General features: G+C 73.0%; 14 protein-coding genes. 4 read left to right on the top strand and 10 right to left on the bottom strand.

Going from position 1 to position 20655, the window contains the following annotated elements; translation table 11 throughout:
• Positions 1-129: 129 nt before the first annotated feature.
• The 8 genes from K8638_RS02920 to K8638_RS02885 form a co-directional block, all read right to left on the bottom strand.
• On the bottom strand, positions 130-1437 hold the full coding sequence (locus tag K8638_RS02920; RefSeq protein ID WP_223752824.1) for a hypothetical protein: 1308 nt from the start codon (positions 1435-1437) through the stop codon (positions 130-132).
• Between the two features lie 199 nt (positions 1438-1636).
• Entirely contained in the window at positions 1637-3154 is a 1518-nt protein-coding gene (locus K8638_RS02915) for an FAD/NAD(P)-binding protein (protein WP_223752823.1), read from the bottom strand.
• A gap of 287 nt (positions 3155-3441) precedes the next feature.
• Entirely contained in the window at positions 3442-4407 is a 966-nt protein-coding gene (locus K8638_RS02910; protein WP_223752946.1) for a sensor histidine kinase, read from the bottom strand.
• Positions 4408-4631: 224 nt separating this feature from the next.
• A complete protein-coding gene (locus K8638_RS02905; RefSeq protein ID WP_223752822.1) occupies positions 4632-5027 on the bottom strand; it encodes a hypothetical protein in 396 nt (131 codons plus the stop codon).
• A gap of 5 nt (positions 5028-5032) precedes the next feature.
• Entirely contained in the window at positions 5033-5398 is a 366-nt protein-coding gene (locus K8638_RS02900) for a hypothetical protein (RefSeq protein WP_223752821.1), read from the bottom strand.
• 4 nt (positions 5399-5402) lie between these two features.
• A complete protein-coding gene (locus K8638_RS02895; protein WP_223752820.1) occupies positions 5403-5885 on the bottom strand; it encodes a hypothetical protein in 483 nt (160 codons plus the stop codon).
• Between the two features lie 210 nt (positions 5886-6095).
• Positions 6096-6857 (bottom strand): hypothetical protein, encoded by a 762-nt coding sequence (locus K8638_RS02890; RefSeq protein WP_370643900.1) that lies wholly within the window; start codon positions 6855-6857, stop codon positions 6096-6098.
• Positions 6858-7345: 488 nt separating this feature from the next.
• Positions 7346-8755 (bottom strand): serine/threonine-protein kinase, encoded by a 1410-nt coding sequence (locus tag K8638_RS02885; protein WP_223752818.1) that lies wholly within the window; start codon positions 8753-8755, stop codon positions 7346-7348.
• Positions 8756-9045: 290 nt separating this feature from the next.
• Here K8638_RS02885 and K8638_RS02880 point away from each other — a divergent pair, with 290 nt between their 5' ends.
• Both K8638_RS02880 and K8638_RS02875 read left to right on the top strand, forming a co-directional pair.
• Complete coding sequence (locus tag K8638_RS02880; protein ID WP_223752945.1) at positions 9046-11301, top strand: PAS domain S-box protein; 2256 nt, start codon at positions 9046-9048, stop codon at positions 11299-11301.
• The gene (locus tag K8638_RS02875) at positions 11298-13091 is read left to right on the top strand and encodes an OPT/YSL family transporter (RefSeq protein ID WP_223752817.1); all 1794 of its coding nucleotides are present in this window, start codon (positions 11298-11300) and stop codon (positions 13089-13091) included. The genes K8638_RS02880 and K8638_RS02875 overlap by 4 nt, the downstream gene beginning before the upstream one ends.
• On the opposite strand, the gene K8638_RS02870 is transcribed toward K8638_RS02875, so the two are convergent.
• Both K8638_RS02870 and K8638_RS02865 read right to left on the bottom strand, forming a co-directional pair.
• A complete protein-coding gene (locus K8638_RS02870; RefSeq protein WP_223752816.1) occupies positions 13075-17100 on the bottom strand; it encodes a protein kinase in 4026 nt (1341 codons plus the stop codon). The two genes, K8638_RS02875 and K8638_RS02870, sit on opposite strands and share 17 nt — an antisense overlap.
• A 159-nt stretch (positions 17101-17259) precedes the next feature.
• The gene (locus tag K8638_RS02865; RefSeq protein WP_223752815.1) at positions 17260-18747 is read right to left on the bottom strand and encodes a Do family serine endopeptidase; all 1488 of its coding nucleotides are present in this window, start codon (positions 18745-18747) and stop codon (positions 17260-17262) included.
• 573 nt (positions 18748-19320) lie between these two features.
• Here K8638_RS02865 and K8638_RS02860 point away from each other — a divergent pair.
• Together K8638_RS02860 and K8638_RS02855 are read left to right on the top strand one after the other, a co-directional pair.
• On the top strand, positions 19321-19791 hold the full coding sequence (locus K8638_RS02860; RefSeq protein ID WP_223752814.1) for a response regulator transcription factor: 471 nt from the start codon (positions 19321-19323) through the stop codon (positions 19789-19791).
• A gap of 41 nt (positions 19792-19832) precedes the next feature.
• The gene (locus K8638_RS02855; protein WP_223752813.1) at positions 19833-20645 is read left to right on the top strand and encodes a glutaminyl-peptide cyclotransferase; all 813 of its coding nucleotides are present in this window, start codon (positions 19833-19835) and stop codon (positions 20643-20645) included.
• Positions 20646-20655: the final 10 nt, after the last annotated feature.

The following is a 20655-nucleotide window of genomic DNA, read 5'->3' as shown; positions in this document are numbered from 1 at the left end:
CGCCAGGAAGGTAGCCCCCGCGCCGCACCCAGGCAGCCTGCCGCCCCCCGCCCGCCCGCCCGGGCACGGAGGGAGCGGGCGAGGATGCTCAGGCCGCGTGGCGGGTGATGACCCGGGGCACCTGCTGGCTCATGGCACCGGCACCCACGAGGCGGAGCGAACGTCGGCCGTCACGCGCAGCCCGTGCTGCTGGAGGTCCGCGGCGCAGGGCCTCAAGAGCGCCTCCGTGGGAAGGGGCGCCTCCAGCACGAAGGTGTACGCGGCCCGGTTCGGCACCGCCTCCGGCCAGCGGCCCGTCTCCGCGCGGTGCATGTCCACCTCCACCAGCACGCGGAGCGCGTCCTGCTGGAGGCGGAGCAGCTCGAGCCGCTCCGCGAACCGCTCGTAGGCCATCACGTCCGGGCCCTCGACGGGGTAGAGCCCTCCGGTGTTCCTCGCTTCGATGGCGGTGAAGGCCCGCCGCCGCGCCTCCGGGCCCAGGTCCGCCACCGGCACCAACGCGTCGAACACCCTCGCCATCTTCCGCCACGACAGCCGGGCGTCGAGCGGGTTGCCCGGGGCCAACGCGAGGCCGTGCGACTGCGTGGCCAACTCCCGCGCGCCCACCGGCAGGGAGGCCCGCGCCTTCGCCGACATCAGCCCGCCGAAGGCCATGAGCTGCACCGCCGCGGACTCCTGCTTCATCGTCCACGAGAACGGCACCAGCCCCTCCTCCAGCCGCGACAGCTGCGTCACCGCGCTCCGCTTGCGCTCCCAGGGCGCCGCGTCCAGCGCGTCCGCGCAGGGCCGGTACAGCGCCCCATGGCCCGCCGCGGAGACCATGTGTCCGAGGAGCCCTCCACCCGCCAGCTCCCGGCTCAGCGCCAGCGAGTCCAGGCAGACGTCCACCGCCTCCTCCGCCTTGCCCCGCGCGAGCCGCAGCCGCGTCTCCAGCCCCGCCAGCCGCACCACGTACTGCAGCGCGAGCATGCCGTCGCGCGCGTGGGCATGCGCCGGAGACGCCAGCGGCCCCAGCCCCTCCGGCAATCCGCCTTCCTCCGCGTGCGTGGCCTCCAGCACCCGGGCCACCAGCTCCCGGCCCTGCTCCACCGCCGCGAGGCAGGAGGGCGGCAGCTCGGAGACGGGCGCCCGCCCCTCCAGCACCGCGAGACATGGCCACTCGGAGGCCGAATCCCGGAGCGCCTCGGGCCGCTCGCGATACAGCCGGAGCACCTCGCCCATCAGCGGCTCCAGGTGCTCCGCGAACGTGCCCGGCTTCGCGGGCGTCACGTGCGAGGGGCGCGGGTGGCGGGCTCGCGCCAGCGCGTTCACCTCTCGCACCAGCCGCTCGGCCAGCGGCCCCGTGCGCAGCGTCAGGTACGCCGTGCCCCCAACGCTCGCGGCGGTGATGGCGAGCGCGCCACCAACCAGGGCGAGGAGGGGACGGGAACGGGACATGGGCGGGGGACTCCAGAGGGGGAGTCCGAGGTTCGCACGAAACGCCCCGTCCCGGGACTTCCCGCATCGGCGCCGGCCGCGCTTCACCGTCCGTCCGGGTGCCCTTCTCCCGGGCAGGGCACGGGGGAACCCGAGGGGTCGTTCCGCCCCTTCCCACCCTGATGGAGGGGGCCGCTCCCGCCGCCCGGACGGGCGCCGCTCACCTGTCGAGCGGAAGGCCCGTGTGCACCATCGGCACGCGAGTCACCGGCGCCGTCCCCAGGCGCTGCAGCAGGTGCTCCGCCAGGGCCCGGGCCTGGACGCGAATCTCCGGCACGGCCGTCGTCTCCCACAGCTCCCCCCGGCGCGGCGGGCCCAGTGTGAAGAGGAGGCCGGAGGCGTGGCCGCTCAGGTCCATCAGCGCGCCATGCGCGTCCGTGGCCAGTCCCATGCCCAGCACGTCCGGGCACACCCGCCCCGCCGCCACCATCTCCTGGAGCAGCGGGTGCGCGCGGGTGATGGCGCCCTCCGGCCCCGTGCAATTCACGACGTGCTGGACGTGCAGCACCTCCTCGGCCTCGCGTCCCCGGGGCCGCAGCCGCACCTCCACGCCCGAGTCCTCCAGCCGGAAGCTCCGCACCCGCCCCGCGTGGAGGACCAGCCGGCCCTCGCGCCGCAGCCGCTCCACCGTTTCGCCAATGGCCGGCGCCATCCGGTGCCGGTGCACCTCCCAGTGCGAGCGCAGGTGCCGCAGGAAGCGCCGCCGCTCTCCCGGTGTCAGCCGGTGCCACAGCGGCACCGTGGCCGGCCGCAGCGCGTCCACCACCGCCCGCCAGTCCGCGCCCGCGTCCGTCGCGCGCTTCACCTCCTGGCGCATGATGCGCAGCACGGCGCGGATGCGGACGGGAATGGGGTGCAGGTGGCCGTCGGCGCCCACGGCCTCCTCGCACTCGCGCATCACCTCCTGGCGCAGTGCGCGCAGGACGTCCCGGATGCCGGGAGACGAATACGCCATCGAGCGCTCCAGCGCCCCGGCCCGGTGCACATGGGGCAGCAGCCCGTGCCGCGACAGCGCGTGCATGACGCCCTGGTGCCCCTGCTCCTCCAGCGACAGCACCGTGTCCACCATGGTAAGGCCCGTGCCGATGAGCAGCACCGAGTCCCGTGGCCCCACGTCGCGCAGTGCCCACGACGCCCAGGGCGAGCGGTGGTAGCGCTCACTGGCGTACAGGCCGCCGTCGGGCACCCGCAGGTCCGCCGGCACCGCGTTGCCCACCGCCAGCACCGCGGCGCGCGCCTCCACCCAGCCACCCGACGCCAGGGCCAGCCGGACGCGGCCGCCCTCCTCCTGGACGGACACGACCTCGGCGGGCACCGTTTCGAGCTGGACGCCCGCGGGCGCGCGCGCCGCCACGTCGCGCAGCAGCGACTCCAGGTAGAGGCCGTAGCGGTCGCGGGGGACGAAGTCACCGGGTGCCGTGTCGGGCCACGTCTTGCGCAGCCAGCGCAGGAAGTGTTCCGCGTCCTCCGGGAGGGCCCCCATCCTCGCCGCGGGGACGTTCAACAGGTGGCGGGGGCTCCGCGTGGAGTACGCCAGTCCCCGCCCGAGGAGGCCACTTCGTTCCACGATGACCACCCGGAAGGGCGCCCGCGCGCTCCTCAGGAGGTTCACCGCCAACAGCGTCCCGCTGGCCCCTCCTCCGACGATGGCTACGTCACAACCACTGAATGCTGGCACCCCGCGATTGTATGTCGCGCACTGACGGGGAGCACCTCGCGGACGCCCCCTGCCCGGACGTCACACCTGGGTGTGAAACACATCACCCCGGGCAGGCGCGGACCCGATGTTCACACTCCGACGCACACCCCGGGAGGGCACCCCGCACGGGCGGCGAAGGCAGCGGGGGCCGTCCCGAGGTGGCGGCGCTGCTCGGCTGGCCGCTCCTGGAGCGGACCGGCGAGCGTGTGAGCCGCCGCGCGTCTGCGGGATGCCGGGGCAGCGCTCCCGCGTGGGGGACGCCGTCCTCAGGCCGCCGCGTCCGCCTGCTGCCTCGGGGGCTGCGCGAAGGCTCCGGCCACGGGCAGGGTGACGCGGAAGATGCTGCCCTGGCCGGGTTCGCTGTCCACCGTCAGGGTGCCGCCGAGGGACGTGACGATGCCATGGCACACGGCGAGCCCCAGGCCGGTGCCCACGCCCAGCGGCTTGGTGGTGAAGAACGGGTCGAAGATGCGCTCGCGGTGCTCGGGGGAGATGCCGCAGCCGGTGTCGCGCACCTCCACCACGACGGGGCCGGGGAGGGCCGCGCGGGCCACCACGCGCACCTCGTTCTCCTCCACCCGGCCGGGGGGGATGGCCTGCGCCGCGTTGAGCAGCAGGTTGAGGAACACCTGCCCCAGCCGCGCGCCGTTGCCCTGAACTGGCGGCAGGCCTTCGCACTCCACCACCAGGCGCGCCCGGTGCCGCAGCTCGTGCATGGCCATCTTCGCCGCCGTGCGCAGCACCGCCGCGAGGTCCGACGGGCCGGTGCCCACGTCCTCCGCGCGCGACAGCGACTGCAAGTCACGGACGATGAGCCGGATGCGCTCCGCGCCGTCGCGCGTCTCGGCCAGGGCCTCCAGCACCTCCTGCCGCTCCTGCTCGGGGAGCTGCTCCTTCTGTTGCAGCTCCTGGTGGATGTACTCGAGGTTGCTGAGGATGAAGGCGAGCGGGTTGTTGATTTCGTGCCCCACGCCCGCGGCGATGCGCCCGAGCGCAATCAGCCGGTCCGCGAAGAGGAGCTGGGCCTGGGTGGCGCGGAGCTGCTCCAGGCTGCGGGACAGCTTGGCGTTGGCGGCCTCCAGCTCCGCGGTGCGCTCGCGCACCGTGTCCTCCAGCGGTTCGAACGCCGCGCGAGGGCGCCGGGGCGGATGCAGCGCATCGAAGGCGCGCCTCAGCGTACCGCGGCGCCGCGCCACCGACGACATCAGCAACACCCTCGCTCGTAGCGTCATCACGTCCTGCTCCGGCGTCCGCTGTCCGCCCCATCCCGGGCCTCCGGGCGCGGCGGACCCGCGCAGTCAACACCGGCGCGAGGGGAGGGGCAAGGGACCTGCGGTGAGGAGCCGGAGCGACCCACGCCAACCGCCCAGGCGCCCGTTGAGGAGACGCCATGCGATTGCACCCGGATAGCGTTGCAGAGTGGATGTTTCCGATGACGTCGTGAGGGATGCGCCGCTCACGGTGGGGAGAGGTCGGGAAGGCGCGTGGGTTTGCGGTGGTGCTGGAAGTCGTAGAAGCACTCGGGGCCGAGCACGGTGATGAGGCGCTCCTCCGCGGCGTCTCCCTCTGGAGTCATGGCCTGGGTGGGGAGCGCGTAGGGCTGGACGAGGACGAGGCCGTCTCCGAGCTGCTGGACGGTGTCGGGAGGGAGGGACAGGAGGCGGTCTCCGAACAGCCGGATGAAGGGCGGGCCGAAGAAGTTGCGCCAGTAGAGGCCGGCGAGTCCTTCGCTGGGGTCGCGGACCGTGGAAGTGCGGACGGAGCCAACGCCATCTGGGGCGGGGATGCGCCTCCGCTGCTTGTGTTCGAGGTCTTCACCCAGACACGTCTGGACCAGATGGGAGCCCAGCAAACGCATCAATTCCGTGACTTGGTGCAGGTGAGCCTCTCGCCAGTCGGCGCTCGTGGCCTCGGTGACGGCGGTGCACCAGGTGAACCTGCCCACGAAGGGGGGGCGTCGGGAAGGGTCGGCGCGAGCATGATGAAGTCGCGGTCCGTGTCGGCGAGTACCGTTACGCCCCGGTGCTGGGAATAGAAGGACACCACGGCGTCGTAGTCGATGTGACCTGGCTCAAGACGTTCGTCGGTGAAGACCAGCCCGTCACGCATGGGCTGGAACCAGCGGTACTCCTCGAAGATGCGTTGCAGGAGTTCTCGTACGACCGCCGCTGAGGGCGGGGCGGGCGGCAACCAGAAGGATGTGTCGATGTAGCTCAGCGCCATGTGCCTACTCGGGAAAGTACCGCACCGTGGCTCTGCCGAGATCTTCGAGACGGCGCAAATCGCCTTGGAGGGGACCCGTTGGGTGCGTTCTTCCTGCAGGATGCAGGTCGGAGCGGAACCACACCTCGATATGTCCACCATGGGTTCGGACGTAGTTCATCATGGCCTTGAGGTTGCCAGTCAGTGCCATCTCGGCGCGGGCCTTCACCTCGACGAAGCGGTAGGGCCTGCCCCACACCAACTCCTCGGGGTTGCCCACCACTGAGTCCGGGATGAAGCCCTGCTCCGCCTTGACGCCCGGAGGTGGCAGCGTGAGGGCGGTGTTCTTCTGGTAGCCCTGCTTCTGGAGCACCTGAAGCTCGAATTCTCCGCCGTGGCCCGCGTTCTCCAGCACGGTGCGGTACATGCGCTCCCACTTCGAGTCCGGCGTGAAGTTGAAGCGCGGGTACTTGCCCCACCAACGCCAACGCTCCCAGACGGCGGGCACTCGCGGCACACCGGGCCTGACAATCCATCGTGAGATGCCTCCTGAAAATCCAGGAAATACCAGGAGGTGCCGACACGGGCCGCTGACGAGGGCCGGCCAGCCGACGTGCCATTCTGGAGTTCACCCGGCGCGGCACCGGCCCGCATGCGCTCGCCGCGCGCGCGGTCGAATCTGGCGGACCGCGCGTGCCGCCCGGAGCGAGTCATCCGCTCAGGGCGAGCACGTCCCACAGTCGGCCTGGCAGTTGTCGTAGGAGTTGCCGGTGCCACAGCTCTCGGTGAACTGGCACACGCCGTCGCCACACTTGTAGAGGTCCTGCGGGCGGATGCGCGTGGTGATGGGCCGGTACTCCTTCCCGTTGTACGTGCACTTCGCGTAGTACGGCTTCGCTTCGCCGCCGTCGTAGGCCCGCTCGCACAGCGAGCTGCACGTGCCCACGTGGAGGAGGGGCGAGCACTCGGCGTTCGGCACGTTCGAGGACAGCCCGCACCCACGCGAGGTGCTCTCGCGATGGTTGAGGGAGTTCTGGTCATTGGCCGCGTAGATGCCGCTGCCGTCGAAGAGGTTGCCGAAGAAGCACGCCTCCTTCTCGCTGAACGTCGACAGCTCCGAGGCCGTGTACGCAATGGCCGCTCCCTGCGCGGTGCGGCCCAGCACGGAGAAGGGAATGGACACGCCGTACTTGTTGACGTGCGCCGCCAGGCACGCGGACACCACCTGCTGCTCCAGCGCCGTCGCCGCCAGCCCCGAGCCCCAGCCCGGCGCCAGCCCCACGCTGCCCGTCCAGGTGTACGTCACCCCCGTCACGGAGTTGGTGAAGGTGCGCGTCTGCCCCGCCGGCAACGCGCACCGCACCAGGTACTTCATCACCACCTCCGCGCTCGCCGTGTCCTGGTTGAACCAGGTGGAGAAGCCATTCGTGGACAGGCCATTCGTCGACAGGCCATTCGTGGACAGGCCATTTGTCGACAAGCCATTCGTGGACAGGCCATTTGTCGACAAGCCATTCGTCGACAATCCGTTGTCGCTCTGCTCCTCCGCTCGGAGGACTCCCAGGGTCTCGGGTGCTTCCTCCGGCCCGGCCATGGGCCCGCATCCCGCCGCCCCCACCGCCAGTGTCAGACTCAGGAGTCCCCCGGTGAGCCCTCGGTGGCGGCTCGGGGCGAGGCTGACGTTGATTCCCATTCCAGATTGCTCGGCTGGTGTGTGGCGCATGGACTTCCCCCCGTTGCGACGGCCGGTGCGATGGCCGTCTTGACGCCCACCCGTTCCAGCGTGCCAAAACAAAAACGCTGTAATTGGTGAGTGAGGGAAGTGTGACGAGGTTGGCCGGTGCGATGAAATGCGACCAGACGGGAAAATTGCCGCCTGGGTCCAAACGCAGACATGCCGTGTGTATGATGCAGGACGCCCTGCACTCGGGGTGGGCCTGGATCAGCGGTCTGTCCTGATTTGGGTTGCTACCCGGGCTCTGGGAATTCCAGGGCCAGCGAGGCGGCGGGGGTGAGGGCGAAGCCGTCGGGAGTGCGCAGGCGCCAGGCGCCGACGTCGGTGACGGGGCCTCCCACCACCTCGGACTCGGCCAGGTCTCCGCGCGTCTCGGCCTGGCCCAGGTGCATGCAGAGGTGGACCTGGGCGCCCACGGGGTCCGCCAGCTTCTGGGCGGCCTGCTGGAGGATGCGCAGCGAGTTCTCCGCCTCGCGCAGGTACTCGGTGCGCTCCGGGCTGGGGGCGCCATTCTCCAGCGGGCGCACGGCGAGCAGGGTGGTGCCGGACTGGAGCGCCAGGAGGAAGCCTCCGCCGCGCAGGCCCTGCTCCAGGCCGTCCAGCACGTCCGCGAGCACGGCGTACACCGCGTCGTCGTCCTGGGCGGCCTCGGCCAGCACCACCTCGCAGTGGACGGCGAGCGCCAGGCGGGTGCGGCGGGCGGGCTGCACGGGCTCCTCGGCGGCCTCGCCGAGGGCGGCGAGGAAGACGCCCACGCTGCCGTAGCGGCGGCCGCCGTCCTTCTCCAGGCAGCGCAGCACCACCGCGTCCACGGCGGGCGACACGGGGGCAATGGCGCTGGGCCGGGGCGCGGGGGCCTCCAGGTGCAGCCGCTCCAGCTCCATCCGGTCCTCGCACTGGAAGGGATAGCGGCCGGTGAGCAGCTGGTGCAGCAGCACGCCCAGCGCGTAGATGTCCGTGTGGGGGCCGATGGGGCCGCCGCGGAACTGCTCGGGCGCCATGGCGTGCGCGGTGCCCAGCCGCTGGCCGGCGATGGTGAGGCCCTCCTGCGAGGACTCCGCGTGCAGCAGCTTGGCGATGCCGAAGTCCAGCAGCTTCACCCGCGGCCGCTCTCCCTCCTCCATCACCAGCACGTTGCTGGCCTTCAAGTCCCGGTGGACCACGCCCGCGCGGTGCGCCGCCTCGAGCGCCGCGCACACCGGCTCCAGGTACGCCAGCGCGCGGGACGAGGTCAGCCTGCCGCGCTCCTGGACGACCTGGCTCAGCGTGCGCCCCGTCAACAGCTCCATGACGTAATAGGGGCTGCCATCCGGCATCAGGCCGAAGTCGTACACGTCCACGATGTTGGGGTGGCGAATCTGGTTCACCACCCGCGCCTCGCGCACGAAGCGCTTGAGCATCTCTCCCTGGTCCGCCAGGTGCGGGTGCAGCACCTTCACCGCGGCCCGGCGGCCGAGAATCCGGTGCTCGGCCTCATACACGCTTCCGTGGCCGCCCGAGGCCAGCAGCGCCTTGAGGACGTACTCCCCGGCCAGCGTCCCGGGGCCGCGCTCGGACCGGGGGGGCTCCCCACGCTCCCTTTCAAAGGAGCTGAGGTCCGCCCGGGCCTGGATGCGGAAGGTGCTCTCGGAGTCCGCCGCCATGGGTGGACGACTCTACCACCATTCCCCCCGGTTCCCGCTGCACGGCCCGGGCCCCGAGCGCTCGCCGCGCCGCGCCACCTGGGGGCAGTCGTTCACCATCCATCATCGTGGGAGGCCTCCGGTGGACCGGGTGTCGGCTGGCATATGCTCCGGGTTCCCGCGAGGCCCCCGGGGATTGGACGGCCAGTGCCCGGGGCTGCTGGATTTCGCGCGTGGCGACACACGCGGAGGCAGAGGCCGGGGTGGGCTGGGCGGGGCTGCAACGCTCGTGGGTGCCGGGGGGCATCGACATGACAACGCTGGACGACCTCACCACGTGCGCGGGCCTTGCGTTGGCTCCGCCCTCCTCGACGGGGGCGTGTCTCATCCTCATCAGCACCACGACGCCGGCCGCCATCGGCAAGGCGTACCGCCTGGAGCCGGGCGAGCACGTCATCGGCCGTGGCTCCGAGGCCACGGTGCGCATCGACGACCACGGGGTGTCGCGCAAGCACGCGCGCATCATCCGCACCGACGACGGTGCCTGCCAGGTGACGGACCTGGAGTCCACCAACGGCACGCTGCTCAACGGCGTGCCCATCTCCACCGCCGAATTGCAGGAGGGTGACAGGCTCCAGATTGGCACCGTCACCGTGTTCCGCTTCTCCAAGCGCGAGGTGCTGGAGCAGCGCGAGGAGCAGCTCCGGCAGGCGCTGTCCGCCGCGCGCGTGGGCATCTGGGATTGGAACGCGCAGAGCGGCCGGGTGACGTGGAGCGAGCAGGTGGACCGGCTGCTCGGGCTGGCCGTGGGCAAGCTGTCCGGGCGCGCCATGGACCTGGACGAGGTGGTGCACCCGGCGGACCTGCCCCGGGTGCGCGAGGCGCTGCGCGTGGCGCTGGAGAAGAAGACGCAGGTGGACGTCGAGTACCGCATCGAGCCCAAGGGCAGCGCGCTGCGCTGGATTTCCTGTAAGGGCGACGTGCTGTGCGACGCGACGGGCGCGCCGGCGCGGGTGACGGGCACGGTGATGGACATCACCGCGCGCAAGCTGGCCGAGCAGGAATTGCAGCGCCAGTCGCTCATCTTCGAGAGCATCTACGACGGCGTGGTGATTACCGACCTGGGCGGCGGCATCATCGACTGGAACCCCAGCGCGGAGCGCATGTTCGGCCGCAACAAGTCCGAGGCGCTGGGACAGACGCTCTTCAGCGTGCTGCACCCCGGGGAGGCGGACCGGCTCACGGCCGAGGTGCTCTCCGGGCTGGAGAAGCAGGGGCGCTGGTCCGGGGAGCTGGAGTTCCGCCGCAAGGACGGCAACACGTGCTGGTGTGAGTCCGTGGTGGTGCCGCTGCGCGACAGCGAGGGGCGCGCCATCGCCAACATCATGGTCCACCGCGACACGACGGAGCGGAAGCAGCTCCAGGCGCACCTGGTGGTGGCGGACCGGCTGGCGTCGGTGGGCACGCTGGGCGCCGGCGTGGCGCACGAAATCAACAACCCGCTGGCCTACATGATGGTCAACCTGCACCTCATCCGCGAGGGGCTGGAGCGGCTGGAGAGCCAGGCGCCCGCGGCGCCCATCGCCTCGCTGCAGCAGCTGGTGCGCGAGACGACGGAGGGCGCCGAGCGCATCGCCACGATTGTGAGGGACTTGAAGGTCTTCGCGCGCGGCGAGCAGGAGGCGCGGCTGATGCCGGTGGACGTGCGCCGGGCGGTGGAGCTGGCGTGCAAGATGGCGGACAACGTCATCCGCCACCGCGCGCGGCTGGTGACGGAGTTCGAGCCGGTGGCGCCGGTGGAGGCCAGCGAGTCGCGGCTGTGCCAGGTGTTCCTCAACCTGCTGCTCAACGCGGCGCAGGCCATTCCCGAGGAGGGCACGCGGGAGCATGAAATCCGCGTGGTCATCCGCTCGGGCGAGCGGGGGCGGGTGGTGGTGGAGGTGCGCGACACCGGCGTGGGGATGACGCCGGAGGTGCTGGACCGCATCTTCGACCCGTTCTTCACCACCAAGCCGGTGGGGGTGGGCACGGGGCTGGGGCTGTCCATCTGCCACGGCATCATCGAGTCCATGGGCGGCTCCATCCAGGCGGAGAGCGAGCCGGGCAGGGGCAGCACCTTCCGCGTGGTGCTGCGCGCCGCCACGCGCGAGCTGGAGGTGGTGCCGCGGCTGGCCACGGTGGTGCAGTCCAACGCGCGGGCGCGCATCCTCGTCGTGGACGACGAGCCCAACGTGACGCTGGCCTTGCAGCGCTCGCTGGCGGCGGACCACGAGGTGGCCACGGCCAACAGCGCCCAGGCCGCGCTGCGGCTGGTGAGCGAGGGCGGGCGGTTCGACCTCATCCTCTGTGACGTGATGATGCCGGGCATGACGGGCATGGACCTGTACAACGAGCTGGGCCGCTGCGCCCCGGAGCAGGCTGGCCGCATGGTGTTCATGACGGGCGGTGCCTTCACCCCGCGCACGGTGTCCTTCCTGCGCGACGTGCCGAACCTCAAGATTTCCAAGCCGCTGGACCTCACCCAGCTTCGCGAGCTGGTGGGCCGCTCCGCGGAGGCGGGGCGATGAGTCCTCCCGCGAACCCCTCCGCGTCCGGGCTCCAGACTTCCGAGGGGGCGCGGCCGCCGCTGTCCTCCGTGGCGCCGCTGGCCGAGGCGCCGCGCGAGCTGACGGCGCGCGCGCTGGGCGTGGGCCTGCTCATCGGCGGGATGCTGGCCGTCACCAACGTGTACATGGGCCTGAAGACGGGTTGGTGGGAGAGCGGCTCCGTCACCGCGGCGGTGCTGGGCTTCAGCGCGCTGGCGGCGGTGTCTCGCCGCCGGGGCTCACCGTACACGCGGCTGGAGAACAACATCACCCAGTCGGCCGCGTCCTCGGTGGGCGCGATGCCGGCGGCGGCGGGCCTGCTGGGCGCGCTGCCCGCGCTGGCGATGCTGGGCGTGTCCGTGCCCGGCTGGGGCGTGGCCGCGTGGAGCGTGGCGCTGGGGGCGCTGGGCGTGCTGGCCGCGTATCTCCTGCGGCGCAGGCTGGTGGCGGAGGAGGCGCTGCCGTTCCCCACCGGCATCGCCACGGCGGAGTTGATTACCGCCATGCATGCGCCCTCGCAGCCGGAGCGCCGCACCGGGCGCGGGTGGCTGCTCGCGGGCGTGAGCGGCGTGTCGGTGGCCGTCACCGCGCTGAGGGATGGCTTCAAGTGGCTGCCGGGAATGACGGCGCTGCCGGGGACGCTGGGCGGCGTGCCGGCGGCGACGCTGACGTGGGGCATCGGGTGGAGCCCCATGCTGCTGGCGATTGGGATGATGACGGGCCTGCGCCTGGGGCTGAGCATGCTGGCCGGGGCGGTGGTGGCCTATGGCGTGCTCGCGCCCTGGCTGATGGGCTCGGGTGTGTTGAAGGGCACCGGCTACGAGAGCGACCTGTCCGGCTGGCTCACCTGGCCGGGCGTGGGGCTGCTGGTGGGCTCGGCGCTGGCGTCCCTGCTGGCGCAGGCGCGCGACTTCCTCAAGGCCGCGAGGGATGTGGGCGCCATGGGCCGTGGCGAGGTGCTGCCGCGGTGGGCCCTGGGCGCGGGGCTGGCCGCGTGTGTGCTGGCGGTGGTGCTGGGCGGTGCGCTCTTCGGGCTGAGCGTGCCGTACATGCTGCTGGCGCTGGTGCTGGTGCTGCCCCTGTGCGCGGTGTGCGCGCGCGGCGCGGGGCAGGCGGACGTCTCGCCGGTGACGCAGATGGGGCAGATTACGCAGGTCATCTTCGGCGCGCTGCTGCCCGGGGCGATGGGGCCCAACGTGGCGGCGGGCGCGGTGGTGTCGGGCGCGGCGGCGCAGACGGGCGTCAGCATGTGGTCGCTCAAGGCGGGGCACCTCCTGGGGGCCACGCCGCGCCGGCAGCTCGCCGCGCAGTTGGTGGGCGTGCTGGCGGGCTCGGTGGTGGGCGTGCCGGCCTACCTGTTCCTGTCGAAGGCGTATGGCCTGGGCTCGGAGGCGTTGCCCGCGCCCTTCGCGCGCCAGTTCCGCGCGGTGGCGGAGGTGGCGGTGCGTGGCTTCGACGGGCTGCCTCCACACGCGGCGCTGGCGGCGGGCATCGCGGCCGGAGTGGGCGCGCTGCTGACGCTGGCATCGCGAGGCCGGACGGCACGGTGGCTGCCGCTGCCGGTGGCCCTGGGCATCGGCTTCATCCTCCCGGCCTTCTACGCGGTGTCCATCTGCCTGGGCGCGGTGGCGGTGGCGGTGGCGCGGCGGAAGTGGCCGGAGGCCACGGACCGGAACGTGCCGACGATGGGCGCGGGCGCCATCGCCGGTGAGTCACTCACGGGCGTGCTCATCGCCGCCCTCGTCGCACTGGGGCTCATGCCGCAGGGGTGATGTCCCTCACGCGCTCCAGCGAGCGGCGGATGCGCCCCTCCATGAGGTTGGGCACGTGGAGGGCTCGCTCCAGCGCCTCCTCGAGCACGCGCGAGGCCTCCTCGCGGTCGCCCCGGCGCAGCGCCGCCAGCCCCATCATCTCCAGCACCTCCAGGGGCTCCTGCTCCACGGACACATGGGAGGAGCGCTCACGCAGCGCCCGCCATGCCTCCGCCGACGCTTCGCGCGTGGCCAGCTCCACCATGGCGAAGAGCACCTCCTCCGAGGGGCTCAGCTCCACGCCGTGCCTGCCGTCCGCCAGCACCTGCCGCACCTGCGCCAGCAACTCCCTCCCGCGAGCGTGCCGGCCCGTCCACGCCATGGCCCGCGCCTGCAGCAGCAGCGCCCACGGTCGCGGCGCCACCTCCGGGTGCCGGCGCTCGAGGGCAATGGCGCGGGCGATGTGTGGGGTGGCCGCGTCCACGTCGCCCGCCTGGTAGTGCAGCTCGCCCAGGTTGTGCTCGGCGAAGTACTCCCAGCCCACCATGCCCAGCTCGCGGCCCAGGTGCATGAAGCGCTCCTGGTCCTTCAGCGCGTTGGCCAGGTCCTTCCGCGCCACCCAGAGGTTGCGGCGGTTGTTGATGGCGCTGCCCAGGTGGAAGCGATCTCCACGCTCGGTGCAGGCGTCGATGACCTCCGTCAGCACGCGGTCCGTCTCGTCGATGTCGCCCAGGTTGGGGAGGATGACGGCGAGCAGCAGCTGCGCCACCACCTGCGTCTCGTAGCCCGCGTCTCCCAGGCGGCGGGCGCGCTCGGCGGCGGCCTCCAGCGGCATGCGCGCCTCCTGCCACTCGCCCTTGCGGAACTGGGCGCGGCCCAGCGCGAGCAGCAGCCGGGCCTGCACGTAGGGGGACTCCACGCGGGCCGCCAGGGCCTGGGCCTCCAGCGCGCGGGCCTCGCTGCGCGCGTAGTCGTTGGTCCAGTCCAGCGCCATGGCTTCGTCCAGCAGCAGCTCCACCTCCGTGCGCGAGTCACCCAGGCGGCGGGCCCGCTCGCGCGCGGCGGCGAAGTCCGCCAGCGAGTCGTCATACCGGCCGATGCGGATGCGCATCAGTCCCCGGCCGCGCAGCGCGGTGAGGCAGCGCAACTCGTCCGACGCCTCCAGCAGCTCCAGCGCGCGGGTGTACATGGCCTCCGCGTCGAGGAAGGCGTGGCGGCCTCGCGCGGACTCGGCCAGGTCGATGGAGAGCGCGGCGGCTTCCTCGCGCAGGCCCGCGGCGGCGGCGTGCAGGGCGAGGCGGGGCAGGCGCTGGCGCTCGCTGGCGCCCGCCGGGCCCAGGTAGTAGCGGTAGGCGGCGGCGTGGATGCGCTGGCGCTCGGCGGCGGGCAGGGTGGCGGCCACCGCCTGGCGCAGCAGCTCGTTGCGGAAGCTCAGCCCTTCCTGGCGGTGGGACACCAGCAGGCCGGAGTCCAGCAGCCGCCGCGTGGCGTGGCCCGCGTCCAGGGGGAAGCCGCCCGCGGCGCCGTCGCGCTCCAGCTCGCGCACCACGCCCTCCGCGGTGGCGGCGGTGAAGTCCGTGCCCAGCAGGGCGCACAGCCGCGCGTGCGCGGCCAGCGACGGGGGCAGCGCGCCCAGCTCGCGGTCCGCCAGCCACTCCACGAGGCGCAGCTCCGGCACCTTCTCCAGCCCGTCGGTGACGAGGTACCAGCTCCCGCCGGGCGCGCGCTGGCGCACCAGCCCCTGGCGCTTGAGGCCGCGCACCAGCTCCACCACGTAGAGGGGCACGTGCTGGGCGCGCTCGACGATGCGCTCCACCGCCTGCGCGGGCACGTTCTCCACCGGCTTGAGCAGCATGCGGCAGAGCTGCTGGGCCTGGTCCACCGGCAGCGCGGGCAAGGACAGCGTGGCCTGCCGCGCCGCGCGGGCGCCCCACATGGGGCGGCTCTTCTCGAAGCCCGGGCGGGCCAGCACGCACACCCACAGCGGCACGCTGGCCTCGGCGAGGCAGGCGTACTCCAGCGCGTCCAGCGCCGTCTCCTCGGCGAAGTGCGCGTCGTCGATGATGAGGCACAGCGGGCGCTCGCGGGCGTTGGCGGCCAGCAGCTCTCCGGCGGCGCGCATGGCCAGCGAGCGCAGCGCGCCCGGGGCCGCCGCCCAGCTCTGCAGCTCCGGCCCGCCGGGCGCGTACCAGCCCAGCGTGGCGGCCACGCCGGGCCACAGCTCCGTGCCCAGCGTGGGGCCCAGCCGCTGCTGCATGGCCGCGTGGCCCTGCTCCTCCGTGTCCGTGTCGTCGCGCTCGAAGGCGTTGAGGGCGCAGCGCAGGAGCGTGCGCAGGGTTCCGTCCGGGTCGCCCTGCACCGGCTCTCGCGAGCGCGTGGCGAAGACCCGCGCGTGCGGGAGCTGTGCCTGGAGCCGGCGGGCCAGCATGGCGGCGAGGTGGCTCTTGCCGTGGCCCCGCTCGCCCAGCACCGTCACCAGCGTGGGCGAGGCCTCGCCCACCGCCGAGCGCGCGCTCTCCAGCAGCGAGGCCACCTCCGACTCGCGGCCCACCAGCACCTCGCTGCCGAGCTGGAGCACGGTGATGTCCGGGCGCGGCGCGGCCCCCGGAGGCGCGGGGCGCAAGAGGCCGCGCAGGCCCGGCACCTCCATGCAGGGCACCTCGGGCACCGCCTCCGCGGCGGCGGGGGACAAGAGCAGCCCGTGCGCGTCCGGCCCGCTGGGGTAGTGGTCCTCGCGAGAGAGGATGGCGCCGAGGTAGCGCGGGGCACCGGTGGGGCGGCGCTGCACGGTGACGGCGGACACGTCCACCAGCGCGCCGGGGGCCAGCCCCCGCTCGGCCAGCCCCTCCGCGGCGCGCATGGCGCGGCGCACCGGGTTCTCCCCCACGTCCGGGTCGAACACGGCGGCGATGCGCGGCCCGTCCGTGAAGGCCATGTGGCCGCCGTAGGAGGCCAGGGCCTTCTGGAGGGAGACGGGGTTGGCGCGCGAGGTGAGGAAGAGGATGGCGACGGAGCGGCGCACCTGGGCGGGGCGGGGCTCTCCGGGGGCCATCGGCCGGGGCGCGGAAGGCTCGGCGGGGCGGTGCGCGTGCTCGAAGGCGGCCCGCAGCAGGGTGGCCAGCGCGGCGGCGTCCTCCGGGCGGCGGGCGCGCTCCTTGGCGAGGCAGCGCAGCACCACCTCTTCCAGCGCGGGAGGGACGGGCGCGAAGTCGGAGGGCGGTGGCGGCCGCAGCGACAGGTGCGCCTGGAGCACGTCCGGCGTGGGGCCGAAGAAGGGCGGCCGGCCGGTGAGCAGCTCGTAGAGGAGCACGCCCAGCGCGTACACGTCCGTGCGCGCGTCCACGTCCGAGTTGCCCGCGCACTGCTCCGGCGCCATGTACTCCGCGGTGCCCGCGAAGCCGGACGTGTCGCTGGGGGTGGCGCCCTCGCCGGGCAGGGCCACGTTCTCCAGCGAGGTGCCGCGCACCAGGCCGAAGTCGAAGACGCGCACGCGGCCGGCCGCGTCGTCCAGGAAGAGGTGCTCCGGCTTCAAGTCACAGTGGGCGAGCCCGTGCTCGTGGACCCGGGCCGCCGCGTCCACCACCGCCAGGGCCCGGGTGGCCAGCTCGCCCGCGGGCAGCGGCCCGGCGGCGCGCGCCAGGCGCTCGGCCAGCGTGGGCAGGGCCACGTGCTCCATGGCGAGGAAGCGCGCGCCGCCCGGAAGTGTGCCGGCCTCGTACAGGGCGGGCACGGTGGGAGGGCCCAGCACCCGCAGCGCCTCCGACTCCCGGACGAGCTGCGCGCGGCCCAGCGCGTTGCCGCTGCGCGCCAACTTGATGGCCGTGCGCTGGCCGTCCGAGCTGCGCCTCGCGTCCAGCAGCACGCCAAAGCCGCCGTGCGCCAGCACCCGCTCCACCTGGTAGCCCGGGATGGAGGGCAGGGTGGACGGCTCGGCGGACGGCGCGAGGTCCTCCCCCGGAGGAGGGGGGCTCGGCGGGCACGGCGCGTGGGAACCCTCCCAACGCCGCCCGCATGTCTGGCAGCGCGGCACGGGCGGCACTCTACGTCATGTGCCACCGTGTTTCAGAATCGGACGGACGGCCGCGGGGTGACCCGATGGGTCGTCCTCCATCACCCGCCGAGCGGGCGTGGGACCCCTCCCTTCAGGACAGGGTTCGGATGGCCCCAGCACGGCCCCGGGACGCCTGCGTCAGCGCTCCGGCACCTCCACCGCGCGCAGCAGCGTGGTGTCCGAGTTGGGGGCTCGCACGCGCAGCAGCAGCGCCGCGCCGGGCTTCGCGGCGTTGAGCGCCTTCGACACGTCCTCCGGGGAGGAAATCTTCTGGTCCCCCACCTGGACGAGCACCATGCCCGGCACCAGGCCCGCGCGCTCGGCGGGGCTGCCGGGCTCCACCGCCATCACCCGCACGCCGTCCTGGGTGTTGGCGAGCTGCACGCCGATGCGGCGCGGCGCGGTGGCGGTGGGGCCGTTGCGCGGGGCCACCTCCTCCTCACCCTCCATGGCCGGACGCGTGCCGAGCGTCACCTCCACCGTCTGCGCCTTGCCTCCGCGCACCAGCTCCACCTTCACCCGGCTGTCGGGCCGCAGCTGGCCCACGGCGCGGGTGAGGGCACCGGCCGAGTCCACCGGCTTGCCGTCCACGGAGGTGATGACGTCCTCCTCGCGCAGGCCCGCGCGCGCGCCCGGCCCGCCGCTGTTGACGCCGGCCACCACCGCGCCCTTCGTCACCTCCACACCCAGGGCCCGCGCGATGTCGGGCGTGAGGTCCTGGATGGCCAGGCCCAGCCAGCCACGCCGCACCACGCCCGTCTCCTGGAGCTGGGACAGCAGGTTGCGGATGAGGTTGCTGGGCACCGCGAAGCCGATGCCGGTGGCGCCGCCGATGATGGCCGTGTTCATGCCCACCACCTCGCCCTTCATGTTGAAGAGCGGCCCGCCGGAGTTGCCGGGGTTGATGGCGGCGTCCGTCTGGAGGAAGTCGTCATACGGGCCGGCGTGGATGTCGCGGGCCCGCGCGGAGAGGATGCCGGCGCTCACGCTGGAGGCGAGGCCGAACGGGTTGCCGATGGCCATCACCGCGTCGCCCACGCGCAGCGCGTCCGAATCCCCCAGCGGCACGGAGGGCAGGTTGCCCGGCGCGTTCTTCATCTTCAGCAGCGCCACGTCGGTGAGCGGGTCGCGCCCCAGCACCTCGGCGTCGAAGGCGCGGCCGTCGTCCAGCTTCACGCGCACGAGGTCCGCGTCCTGCACCACGTGGTTGTTGGTGAGGACGGTGCCGGCCGGGTCGATGATGAAGCCGGAGCCCGCGCCCTGCCGCGAAGGCGTCTGCCCCTCGAAGCCGAAGCCCGGCGGCAGGCGCCGCATGCTGGAGACGGGGCGGGGACGGGACCGCACCTCCACGTTCACCACCGCGCCCTTCACCGCGTCCACCAGCGGCGCCAGCGAGGTGAGCGTGCCCGGCGCGCCCGACGCCGCGGGGCTGTAGAGCGCCTGCTGCACGGGCGCGGCGGGCGTGGACGGCGCGGCGGCCTTCGCGGGCGCCGGGGTGGACAGCGCGGCGGTGGGGGCCGCCGAGGTCTGGGAGCCCAGGGCCTGGCCGCCGCAAGCACCGAGCGTGGCGGCGGGAAGCAGGGCCAGGGCGCTGAGGAAACGACGCGAGGGGAGCGAGCAGGGCATGTTCGTTCTCCTTTGAGGCCGGAGGTGCTCCGGCGGGAAGAGGTGAAAGGGTCGGTTCGGGCGCGGGGCGACGCACGGCGCGTCCCACCTTGGAGGGGTATGGCGTGATGTCCGTCCGCTGGCGTCCCCCGACTCCCGCGGTGGTCAATCAGTGCCTGGGGCTCATCGTGCGAGGCCCCGTGCCCGAACCGATGCCGGGTGACATTGCAGGCCGTGGGCCAACGCCTTCCGCCCGGTGCTTCCCCCTGGGGCGTGGGGCTTTCGTGGCCCGATGCCCCAGGGACGGCGGGGCAAAGTGCCCCGGCCGGGGCATTTCTCCCCGGGGCAGGGTGCCCCACGTGGGGCGGGCAGCCGGGCGGCGAAGGCCGATGCCCGCGGCGCTCCATGTCGATGGCGCGCAGTGGGTGCCGAGGATGTGCGGCTCGGTGGGCGAGGAAGCGCCGCGCTCCGTGAAGCCCTCGTGGCACGGCGGATGCTCTGTCCGGGCGTGCCTGTCCGCGCCCCGGCTCCCCATGTGGGAGGAGCGCGGGTGACGGGCGAGCCCACCACACCACGACCAAGGAGCCGATATTGATGGGGCCGGAAGAGAGCGCTGGAGCACAGGTGGAATCGCGGCACGGGCCGCTGTCGACGCGGGAGTGGGTGACGCGCGGGAGCGCGCCCCGCGTCCTCCTGGCGGAGGACCAGCCTGAGATGCGCGCGCTGCTGCTGCGGGCCCTGAAGCGCCGGGGCTACGACGTGGTGGACGCCCCGGACGGCCCGGAGCTCATCCGCGCCATCGTGGAAGGGCTGATGGCGAAGGAGACCCAGATTCCGGACCTCATCGTCACCGACGTCCGCATGCCCGGCTTCTCTGGCCTGGAGGTGCTCGCCCGGCTGAGGCGCGAGGGGTGGACCACGCCCGTCATCCTCATCACCGCCTTCGGAGACGCGAAGCTCCACGAGGAGGCGGCACAGCTCGGCGCGGCGTGCGTGCTCAACAAGCCCTTCGCCATGGAGGACCTCTGTGAGGCAGTAGAGGCGCTCGTGCCGCTGCCGCGCTGAGTCCCTGGTCACCGCCGCCGCGCGAGATAAGGTGCGCCCCCATGAGGCCCACCCCCATCAAGTCGTCCTGGTTGCTGTCGCTGTGCGCACTGGGGGCGAGCTGTGCTCCCGCGCACCGGCCCATCCTGGATGGCACGGAGGGGCCAGCGCCCCTGCGGCGGGTGGCGCGAATCGTCGCGGAGTATCCCCACGCGACGGACGCCTTCACGCAGGGGCTGGTCTTCCATCAGGGCGGGCTCTTCGAGAGCACCGGCCACCAGGGCACGCTGCGGCGCCTCTCCTTCGAGTCGGCGGAGCCGGAGTGGATGGAGGAACTCGGGGACATCTTCACCGAGGGGCTGGCCAGCGACGGCGAGCGCCTCTACCAGCTCACCTGGACGGAGGGCCTCCTCTACACGTGGAGCGGCATGCCGCCGCGCCAGGAGCGGATGACGCGCTACGACGGCGAGGGCTGGGGCCTCTGTTACTGGAATGGGAAGCTGGTGCGCAGCGACGGCAGCTCCATCCTGACGTTCCATGAGCCGGGCACCTTCCGCGTGCTGGGCTCCGTGGAGGTGACGCTCCAGGGCCAGCCGCAGGAGCAGCTCAACGAGCTGGAGTGCGCCAACGGCGTCATCTACGCCAACGTCTGGCACAGCTCGAGCGTGCTCGAAATCGACCCCACCACCGGCAACGTGGTGGCCGTCATCGACGCGTCCGAGCTGGTGCGCGCGGTGGCGCCGGAGCTCAGCAGCACCGAGGCGGTGCTCAACGGCATCGCCGTGGAGCCGGGCACGGGCCGCATGTTCATGACGGGCAAGCTGTGGCCCCGGCTGTTCGAGGTGCGCCTGGAGCCCGCGGGCGGCGCGGGGTGAAGCACAGCGG

The sequence above is a fragment of the Myxococcus sp. RHSTA-1-4 genome (assembly GCF_020037125.1).
GTDB lineage: Bacteria > Myxococcota > Myxococcia > Myxococcales > Myxococcaceae > Myxococcus.
Note: the sequence above shows the minus strand (reverse complement) of the source record. Positions and strands in the feature narration are given on the sequence as shown.

Bases quoted from the DNA above. Each gene is read 5' to 3' on its own strand.
- K8638_RS02920 (WP_223752824.1), bottom strand. From the start codon at position 1,437: ATGTCCCGTTCCCGTCCCCTCCTCGCCCTGGTTGGTGGCGCGCTCGCC.
- K8638_RS02910 (WP_223752946.1), bottom strand. From the start codon at position 4,407: ATGACGCTACGAGCGAGGGTGTTGCTGATGTCGTCGGTGGCGCGGCGC.
- K8638_RS02900 (WP_223752821.1), bottom strand. From the start codon at position 5,398: ATGGCGCTGAGCTACATCGACACATCCTTCTGGTTGCCGCCCGCCCCG.
- K8638_RS02885 (WP_223752818.1), bottom strand. From the start codon at position 8,755: ATGGCGGCGGACTCCGAGAGCACCTTCCGCATCCAGGCCCGGGCGGAC.
- K8638_RS02880 (WP_223752945.1), top strand. From the start codon at position 9,046: ATGACAACGCTGGACGACCTCACCACGTGCGCGGGCCTTGCGTTGGCT.
- K8638_RS02875 (WP_223752817.1), top strand. From the start codon at position 11,298: ATGAGTCCTCCCGCGAACCCCTCCGCGTCCGGGCTCCAGACTTCCGAG.
- K8638_RS02865 (WP_223752815.1), bottom strand. From the start codon at position 18,747: ATGCCCTGCTCGCTCCCCTCGCGTCGTTTCCTCAGCGCCCTGGCCCTG.
- K8638_RS02860 (WP_223752814.1), top strand. From the start codon at position 19,321: ATGGGGCCGGAAGAGAGCGCTGGAGCACAGGTGGAATCGCGGCACGGG.
- K8638_RS02855 (WP_223752813.1), top strand. From the start codon at position 19,833: ATGAGGCCCACCCCCATCAAGTCGTCCTGGTTGCTGTCGCTGTGCGCA.